8 protein-coding genes and 1 tRNA gene are annotated in these 8,253 nt (G+C 37.6%); all 9 read left to right on the top strand.

What is annotated here, in order from left to right:
* The 9 genes from COS96_01510 (at position 1) to COS96_01470 (ending at position 7,954) form a co-directional block, all read left to right on the top strand.
* On the top strand, positions 1–708 hold the full coding sequence (locus COS96_01510; protein ID PIU43979.1) for a hypothetical protein: 708 nt from the start codon (positions 1–3) through the stop codon (positions 706–708).
* 7 nt (positions 709–715) lie between these two features.
* A complete protein-coding gene (locus COS96_01505; GenBank protein PIU43978.1) occupies positions 716–1,099 on the top strand; it encodes a hypothetical protein in 384 nt (127 codons plus the stop codon).
* Positions 1,100–1,103: 4 nt separating this feature from the next.
* Positions 1,104–3,614, top strand: a complete 2,511-nt coding sequence (locus COS96_01500) for a hypothetical protein (protein PIU43977.1) — start codon at positions 1,104–1,106, stop codon at positions 3,612–3,614.
* 297 nt (positions 3,615–3,911) lie between these two features.
* On the top strand, positions 3,912–4,346 hold the full coding sequence (locus COS96_01495; protein ID PIU43976.1) for a hypothetical protein: 435 nt from the start codon (positions 3,912–3,914) through the stop codon (positions 4,344–4,346).
* 208 nt (positions 4,347–4,554) lie between these two features.
* A complete protein-coding gene (locus tag COS96_01490) occupies positions 4,555–4,986 on the top strand; it encodes a cell division/cell wall cluster transcriptional repressor MraZ (protein PIU43975.1) in 432 nt (143 codons plus the stop codon).
* A gap of 1 nt (position 4,987) precedes the next feature.
* Entirely contained in the window at positions 4,988–5,854 is an 867-nt protein-coding gene (locus COS96_01485) for a 16S rRNA (cytosine(1402)-N(4))-methyltransferase (GenBank protein PIU43974.1), read from the top strand.
* A gap of 6 nt (positions 5,855–5,860) precedes the next feature.
* On the top strand, positions 5,861–6,199 hold the full coding sequence (locus tag COS96_01480; protein ID PIU43973.1) for a hypothetical protein: 339 nt from the start codon (positions 5,861–5,863) through the stop codon (positions 6,197–6,199).
* Entirely contained in the window at positions 6,196–7,800 is a 1,605-nt protein-coding gene (locus COS96_01475; GenBank protein ID PIU43972.1) for a hypothetical protein, read from the top strand. The genes COS96_01480 and COS96_01475 overlap by 4 nt, the downstream gene beginning before the upstream one ends.
* An 82-nt stretch (positions 7,801–7,882) precedes the next feature.
* A tRNA-Glu gene (locus COS96_01470) sits at positions 7,883–7,954 on the top strand.
* Positions 7,955–8,253 lie beyond the last annotated feature (299 nt).

Raw genomic sequence — 8,253 nt, 5'->3', positions numbered from 1 at the left:
GTGCAATTGAGCGAGGCCAAGGACCAATTTATGCTCTCTGTTCAGCACCATCTAAGAACTCCCTTAACTGCGATTCAGGGCTACTCAAGTTTATTGCTTGAAGGAAGTTTCGGAGAGATTAACGAGGAGGCGAAACAAAAAATCAGCAGAATACTGGAGTCTTCCAGAGAACTGATAAAATTAGCCAATAATTTCCTAAGCATTGCCAAGATGGAGACCAGAAAAGATTCGTTGTTGATGGGGAAAGTTCAAATGAAAGCGGTTATGGAGGAAATTATCAAAGAATTGGAGCCGGAAAAAGAAAAGAAGAAAATATATATTAAATTTTCAGCCAAAGGCGTTATTCCTGAAATAACTACTGACCGCGATAAAATAAAAGAGGCAATATATAATGTGGTTAATAATGCCATAAAATATACGCAAAAAGGAGGAATAACAGTAGAGATTTCTTTAAAGGGCGAAGAAAATATATTAATTTCAGTTAAGGATACCGGCATAGGAATAGAAAAAGAACAAATGAAGAATATGTTCAGGGAGAATTTTGAAAGAGGCAGGAATGTCAAGCAAATCAACGCCGAAGGCGTAGGCATAGGATTGTATCTTTCAGCCAGAATTATTAAGAATTTAAAAGGGGAGATTTGGGCAAAAAGCGAAGGCAATAACAAGGGTTCTGTTTTCTACATTGAATTGCCGATAAACCAATCATAAAAAACATATGACTAATATAGCGATAAAGTGGGTTATTTGGTATTTTTGGGAAATGCCTCAAAATATCCTTAAGGGATGGAGAAATTTTCTTTTGTTTAATTTGAATTATTTTTCCATTGGATTAATGCTGAAGACTTTTTTTTCTCCATGGAAGAGATATAGTTCGTCATCTTCAAGCAGGGGTTTTGAAATAGGAAAATTCCTTGAAGACAGATTTTCAAATTTAATATTCAGAATATTGGGAGCTATTGTCAGATTTTTTTTGATAATCATCGGAATTGTAATTGAGGCATTTTTAATATTGGCAGGGGCATTTCTCTTTGCTTTTTGGCTGGCCATCCCGTTATTAATAATCTTCGGGATTTCGCTCGGCTTAAGGTTATTATCTTAAATTTATGATTAATTTTAACATCAGAAAAGCGGAAATATTTCAAGCGCTCGTATGGGAAAACTGGCCATTTTTTAAATTTGCCGGAATTCTTGGAAAACTTTCTTTTCTTTCTTTTCTCTTGAGTTTTCTTTTGTTCCTTTTCGGTTTTTTAGGAGACAGCATTGAGATTCCTGCCCTTTCAGACATACTCGGCTTTTCAACAATTTCCTTAGCTCTGTATTTATTTTTTCTGGTCGGAGATTTATTCTTCACCCAAAAACTGAAAAAACCGAATGTCCGCTATAAATTAACTGATAAAATCCCCGACGAATTCAATCTGGCTGAATTTTTAAGTCTTGAGGCCGCCAAAGCCATCTTAAAAGCGAAAGAAAATTCAACCGCCATTTTTTACTTTCTCTTGAAAGATAATCCTGAACTCAATTTTATTTTCAGCCGAGAATTTATAAGTATAACCTCTTTAAAGAAAAATCTTAGAGAACAAATTAAGCAAAATAAGAACGATAAGGCCGGTGGCGCTAATTTTCAGGAAATAATAACTTTGGCCATTAAGAAAGCCGGGGAAAGAGGGCACGATAAGGTAGAAAAAGGGGATTTGCTTATTGCCTTAGCTGAATACGATTCGTTTTTTAAAAAAATATTGATTGAGTCGGAAACTAAAAAGGAAGATATTGAAAATCTTGTCTGGTGGCTGGAATATTTGAAAAATAAAATAGGGGAGAGTAAAAGATTCTGGGAATGGAAAAGACTGATAAGACTTGGGTCATTGGCGAAGAGCTGGTCTTTCGGCTATACTCCGCTCTTGGATCAGTTTTCAATTGACCTGACGGAGAAAATTAAGGCAGAGGGGTTTCCGGAAATGATTGGTCGGCAGGAAGAGGCTGTTGCGGCAGAGAGAATTTTAGGCGGACAGGAAACGAAAAACATCTTGATAATCGGTGAAAAGGGAAGCGCCAGAAAAAGCATTGTTCAAGAGTTGGCAAGGAGAAGTGCTCTGGGCGAAAGCCTGCCTGAATTAAATTATAGGAAGTTTATCCAGTTGGATTTAACTTTTTTAGCAACTAAAATTAACAGTCTTGATGAGGCGGAAATTGTTCTGGATAAAATTTTTCATGAATCAGCTAAGGCCGGCAATATCGTTTTAGTGATTGATGAATTTCATAATTTCATCGGGAAAGTAACTCCTAAGCCCGGGGTAATTGATGTCTCCGGAATTATTTCTTCTTACCTTTCCATTCCTCGATTTAATTTTATAGGAATTACCGATTTTGCCGGATTTCATAAAAAAATAGAGCAGGATTCTTCTCTTCTGCCTTTTTTTGGAAAAATAGAGTTGCAGGAAATGTCTCAAAAAAAGATCTTGATGATTCTGGAAGAGCTCGCTTTGAAGGCAGAGAGGAAGTATAAAAAGTTCATTACTTTTCCGGCTCTTCGTAATATTGTCGTCTTTTGCGATAAATATATGCCAGCCTCGTTTTTTCCGGAAAAAGCGATAAAATTGCTTGATGAAGCAATGATTTATTTATCCCAGACCAAAGATCCTGTTCTTTTGCCGAAGCATATCGCCAAAGTTTTTTCGGATAAGACTCACATTCCTGTCGGAGAAATGAATTTGAAGGAAAAAGAAATTCTGATAGATCTGGAAAATCTGATTCATAGTAAAATCATCAATCAAGAGGAAGCGGTGAGGGAAACTTCCACTGCCCTAAGGCGGGCCAGATCAGGTGTTTCAGATAAAAAAGGACCTATGGGGACATTTCTGTTTCTTGGGCCGAGCGGAGTGGGGAAAAGCGAAGCTGCCAAGGTTTTGACCGAGATATATTTCGGCTCGCAGGAGAAAATGATCTGTCTTGATATGTCGGAATTTCAAAGCGTTTCTGATGTAACCAGGCTTATCGGCGGAGCGGACGAAGAAGGACTATTGACGACGCCCATAAGAGAAAATCCTTTTTCCTTAATCTTGCTGGACGAGATTGAAAAATCCCATTCCAATATTCTGAATTTATTTCTTCAGGTCTTGGACGATGGCCGTTTGACTGACGGGCTGGGGAGAAAATGCGATTTCAAGAATTCAATCATCATCGCCACATCCAACGCCGGCTATCAGATAATTTTAGACGCTTTGGAAAACAAAGAAGACTGGGGCAAGGTTAAGGAAAAGCTTCTTGATTATGTTTTCACTCAAGGAATTTTCAGACCGGAATTCATCAACAGATTTGACGCTGTGGTTGTTTTCAAGCCATTGACCAAAAAAAATCTTATGGATATTTCCGAGTTGATGCTTAAGGGTATAGCTAAGGGGTTGGAAAAGAAAGATATTAAATTTATATTCTCCGAGGGACTGAAAGAAAAAATAGTTGAATTAAGCTATGAGCCGAAATTCGGCGCCAGAGAAATGAAAAGGGTTGTTCAAGATAAGGTGGAAAATGTTTTGGCTTCGGCTATGCTTTCCGGAGAAATAAAGCGGGGGAGTATTATTGGAATAAACCCCACCGACTTTTCCTTAATTATTCATTAACAACGAGCTTCTGGTCAGAGGCGGATTTGTCTCTATCCGAAATGAATAAATAGAGACCCGGTCTTCGTAAGATCTCCGTAAGATTTTAAGTTTGACAAAAATAAGAAAGAGTGCTAATGTTTAAGCATATTCGGGAACGAATTTAGCACATTAAAAATATAGCTTGCGGGCAGAAAAATTGTCCATTGAGAGACAATGCGCAATTTTTCTGTTCGTAAGTAGCTATATCCCGTCCAGCCGGAGCCGGAACAGAAAAATAATTGAATTAAAAAATATATAAAAAGCTGGAATAAGGAAATGATATACGAAATAATAATGAATGAACCATGGGGATTAACGCTGATTCTTGTATTAGCGGTGCTGAGCCTGATATATATAACGGCAACGGCCTTTATGGCACTTCCGTATATTCGGCCGGGACTTACGCCAAAATGGTGCAAAAAATGGCTAATACGGAAAATCTTCGAAAAAGAAATCGGCGCTTTTGTGGAAATGAACAAAAATATAAAACACAGCGATGTTTACTGGGTATTATATTTCTTTCTGACAAAACCGGAGGTTGGGTACTTCAATGAGCGTATCGGCAAGGACGAGCTTCAAGTAATCCAAAAGAGATGTCAGGACAGGGCAAGGACATATTCCCACATGTATAACTTCCCCGAAGAAGAAATATGGGAAGCAGTAACGGAATATGTAAATAAAGAAGCTCAGGAGCTTGTAAGGCTTTACTGAAACGATCTCGGATATATCTTTATCCGGGATTTTTTATTTGGGGAAATGGGCGCTTTGTGTATAACCTGTGGATAAGGCTTAATTTTGTTCGTAAATTAAGGGTGGTGGAATTTGATTGACTTTACCCTATAAAGTGGAGTATAAATAACATGTAAGGGTAGGTTGTGGATAAATGTGGGATAACTAATCAAAACTGGGGATAACTAATATGTTCATTGGGGAATACAAACACACAATAGATACGAAGAAAAGACTGGCTCTGCCGGCTAAGTTCAGAAAGGAACTGGGAGAAGAAGTTATCATCACCAAAGGAATAGAAAATTGCTTAGTTGTCTATACAGGAGAAGAATGGAACGTTATGTCTGAAAAATTGGGAAAGCTTCCTTCCGGCCAGATGGAAGCAAGGGGATTCGCCAGACTTATGCTTTCAGGAGCCATGTCCGTTAACCTTGATAAACTGGGAAGAGCGCTTGTTCCTGAATACTTAAAGACCTATGCCGGATTAAAAAAGAATGTAGTGGTTTGCGGGCTATATAACAGATTGGAGCTTTGGGACGAAGAAGCATGGGAAGCTTACAAAAAGAAAACGGAAAAAGAAGTCGGAAGTATGGCTGAAAAATTAAAAGAACTGGGAATTTAAAATGACGCACATTCCTGTTCTAAAAAAAGAAGTCCTTCAATACTTAAATCCGCAGCCGAATGAAAACTTTATTGACTGCACACTGGGAAAGGCAGGACACAGTATGGCAATTCTGGAGCTTACAAGGCCGATCGGCAAGGTTCTGGGGATAGATCAAGACGAAGAGTCGCTGAAAGACGTAAATGAAAATCGCTTGATAAAAATTTGTGAAAACTTTTCCAATTTAAAAGAGATAGTTAGGGAAAACAGCTTTGGTCCGATTTCAGGAATATTATTGGATCTGGGAATGTCCAGCTGGCATTTGGAAGAAAGTGGCAAGGGCTTCTCCTTTCTAAAAGACGAGCCTCTGGATATGAGATATAGCATGGATAACGCATTAACAGCCGAAGAAATAATAAATAAATGGACGTTTCCGGAACTGCAAGAAATTTTAAAAAAATATGGCGAAGAAAAATTCAGCCAAAGAATAGCTAAAGAAATAAAAGAGGCCAGACAGAGAAAAAAAATAGAAACAACTTTCCAGCTGGCGGAAATAATAAAAAGAGCGATTCCTTTAAAAAATAAATTAGGGATAAACCCGGCCACTAAAACATTCCAAGCTCTCCGAATCGCCGTCAACAAGGAATTAGAGGCGCTGGAAATGGTTCTGCCTCAAGCGATGGAAGTCTTAGAAGTAGGCGGAAGGATGGCAATAATTTCTTTTCATTCCTTGGAAGACAGAATTGTAAAAAACTTTTTTAGGGAAGAGCAAAAAAAACAGCATCTGGAAATTTTAACAAAGAAACCGATAATAGCGTCTCCGGAAGAAATATTAAATAATCTTCGTTCAAGGTCAGCAAAATTAAGATTAGCTAAAAAAATAAATTAAAAACAAATGAAATCATTAACCTTAAGCCAATCAATAATAAACACAGGGATCAAATTGGAACTAAGCGTGAAATTTTTTTGGACAATAGCTTTTGTTTTGCTGTTATCTCTTTTGACGATTTACATCTTGCAGGTGAACGGCCTGACGGAAGAAATATACCTTGTTAAGGAGAGCAAGCAAAAAATACACGATCTTTCTTCTGAAAATGAATCTTTGGCGATAAGCCTTTCTAAAGCTGGCTCTTTGGCTAATGTGGGTGGCTATTTATCCGGTCGCAATTTTGAAAAAGCCAATCAAGTAAAATATATCCAAAATTCAGGAAACCCTGTAGCTATAAACAAATGAGCAATTGGAGGATAAACATAATTTTTATTCTTCTCTTTCTCCTCTCGATAGCTTTAACAGCCAAGCTTTTCTCCCTTCAGGTTTCAAAAAACGACTTTTATAAAGCCCTTTCTCAAGGGCTTCTTTATTCTCCTAATGGAGGGCAAAAAGAAAGAGGAGAAATATTTTTGAAAAATGGAGAGCCTTTGGCCATTAATAAAGGATGGACTATGGTTTTTGCTTCTCCGCCGAAAGTAAAGAATGTTGAAGAAACGGCTAAGAAATTGAGCGAAGTTCTTAATCTTCCAGAAGCTCTTGTTTTGGAAAAATTAAAAACCCCTGACACCCTTTACGCTCCCATTAAAAGTAAGTTGACCGAAGAAGAAATAAAATCCTTAACCGATTTAAATCTTAAGGAAGATGGCGTCTATATGTCTAAAAAGATAGGAAGATATTATCCTCAAGAAACATTGGCTTCGCAGGTGGCAGGCTTTCTGAATTATCAAGGTAGCGGACAATATGGTTTGGAGGGGCATTATGAAGAAGAACTTGCCGAAGGAAAGGATTTAAATTTAACCATGGATTACAGTATTCAATTTAAGGCCGAGAGTTTGCTTGAAAAAGCCAAGGAAGAATTGGATATTAAGCAGGGGCAGATAATAGTTCTGGAACCGAGCTCCGGAGATATATTGGCCTTGGCTAATTTTCCTGATTTTAATCCCAATAAGTATGCAGATTATGCTCAAGAAGACAATTTGGGTGTTTTTCAAAATGGAATTACCGAGAAAATATTTGAACCGGGCTCGGTTATGAAGCCGATAACTATGGCCGTAGCTTTAAATGAAGATAAAATTATGCCGGAAACCAAATATACAGACACAGGCGCAGTTAAAATAGGAAAATATACCATCAGAAATTATGCCAACAGGGTCTGGGGAGAGCAAACAATGACGGCGGTTCTGGAAAGATCAATTAATACCGGAGCTATTTTTGCTGAAGCGCAGATAGGCCACAAAATTTTTATGAATTATGTTGAGAAATTCGGACTTTTTGAAAAGACCGGAATTGACTTAAATGAAATTTATTCAGAGAACAGTGAATTAAAAAAAGGATATGAGGTAAGCCTTGCTAATGCTTCTTTCGGCCAAGGCATTGAAATGACGCCTATCCAATTAGTTCGGGCTTATTCAGCCATAGCCAATAAAGGAGTAATGACAATTCCTCATCTGGTAAAAAACGCAAATGGGAAAGAAAAAGAGGTAAATAGCAAAGAGCAGATTATATTGCCCAAAACTGCTTCTCAAGTTTCAGCTATGATGGTGAGTGTAATAGAAAAAGGCTATGCCAAAGCGGCTCGGATTCCAGGGTATTATGTCGCCGGCAAAAGCGGAACCGCTCAAGTTTCTTATTCGGCTTTGGGGATTAATAAGTCAGGTTATTCTGATGAAACAATACAAAGCTTTATCGGTTTTGCTCCGGCTTTCAGCCCTAAATTTTTAATTTTGGTCAAGCTTGATAATCCAAAAGCTAATACAGCCGAGTATTCAGCCATGCCTATTTTCCGCGATCTGACCCAATACATCATCAATTATCAGCAAATCCCGCCCGACTACACTGACTGAAAAAATTGATTTCGTTTAATTTTTAAGTTAGGATTTTTATAGTCATTAGAAATTTAAAATTGAAAATTGAAAATTTTCGCCAGGCCCTATCGTCTAATGGCTAGGACGTCGCCCTCTCACGGCGGCAACAGGGGTTCGACTCCCCTTAGGGTCACATACCATCTCTAATTTTTAATGACAAAATTCTCAAGCAAAACAGCGGACGGGGGATATCCGCTGTTTTAATATTTGCATATGATGGCGGGTCGGGATAGAATATAATCATCAAATTATTAAATTTTCTAATAAAAATATAGGACTTTAACAAAATGATCCCTAATCTTAATTGTAATGGTTATAATGGTAATGAAAGAAAAGAAAATTTTGATAACGTAGATTTACCTTTGAATCCGAACACTGTATGATAAAAAGAAAAATATGAAAAATTTTACACATATAACAGATAATGAGCGT

The organism is Candidatus Nealsonbacteria bacterium CG07_land_8_20_14_0_80_39_13 (genome assembly GCA_002779355.1).
Classification (GTDB): Bacteria; Patescibacteriota; Minisyncoccia; order Minisyncoccales.
This window is presented reverse-complemented; position numbering and strand designations above follow the sequence as displayed.

Excerpts from the sequence above, each read along its gene's own strand:
- COS96_01505 (PIU43978.1), top strand. The coding sequence starts at position 716 with ATGACTAATATAGCGATAAAGTGGGTTATTTGGTATTTTTGGGAAATG.
- COS96_01500 (PIU43977.1), top strand. The coding sequence starts at position 1,104 with ATGATTAATTTTAACATCAGAAAAGCGGAAATATTTCAAGCGCTCGTA.
- COS96_01495 (PIU43976.1), top strand. The coding sequence starts at position 3,912 with ATGATATACGAAATAATAATGAATGAACCATGGGGATTAACGCTGATT.
- COS96_01490 (PIU43975.1), top strand. The coding sequence starts at position 4,555 with ATGTTCATTGGGGAATACAAACACACAATAGATACGAAGAAAAGACTG.
- COS96_01485 (PIU43974.1), top strand. The coding sequence starts at position 4,988 with ATGACGCACATTCCTGTTCTAAAAAAAGAAGTCCTTCAATACTTAAAT.
- COS96_01480 (PIU43973.1), top strand. The coding sequence starts at position 5,861 with ATGAAATCATTAACCTTAAGCCAATCAATAATAAACACAGGGATCAAA.
- COS96_01475 (PIU43972.1), top strand. The coding sequence starts at position 6,196 with ATGAGCAATTGGAGGATAAACATAATTTTTATTCTTCTCTTTCTCCTC.